Consider the following 507-nt stretch of genomic DNA (forward strand, 5'->3'; position numbering starts at 1 on the left):
CGGGGGTTCCGCACTCTATTGCCCAGCGGATCAACTCCGAAAAGGTCAATCCATTCGGTTTCCAGCGTTTTTTATGCCGTGACGCTAACGCCTTAAACTTTTCACGCCCTTGATTATATTTTTCTGCGCCGATCATCGGATCTTCACAACGAACGCCTTGCACTGGTCGCTTATCAAATGACAATTCCCATAAATTTAATTCTTCGATGTATTCGTAATCTGCTGGCGATGCCAAACGAAATAATTGAGACATAGTGATCCCCTCCGATGATGTGTGAACGGAGATAGTATAAGGCTTTCGGGAAATTCCGCTTCCTCGACGTGAAACAAGTTCACGCCTTGCGGCGAGCGTTGCGAGTTGAAAACATGAGGGAAATTTTTTGTGATACTCCAGAAGGCACAGAGCCGAAATGATTGTGACATCACTTCGGCTCTGCTAATCTGAATCGGTGCATTAGTTGCTACGATTAGACCTCGCAATCCAATCTTAGCAACGGGAAGCTAGCT

1 protein-coding gene is annotated in these 507 nt (G+C 46.2%); it reads right to left on the bottom strand.

The genetic code is table 11. The features are described from left to right. Positions 1-253 (bottom strand): hypothetical protein (locus IE142_RS40585; RefSeq protein ID WP_229831342.1); only part of this gene is annotated, 253 nt, incomplete at its 3' end. Positions 254-507 lie beyond the last annotated feature (254 nt).

The organism is Streptomyces mutabilis (assembly GCF_014649815.1).
In the GTDB taxonomy this organism is placed as follows: Bacteria; Actinomycetota; Actinomycetes; order Streptomycetales; family Streptomycetaceae; genus Streptomyces; species Streptomyces mutabilis.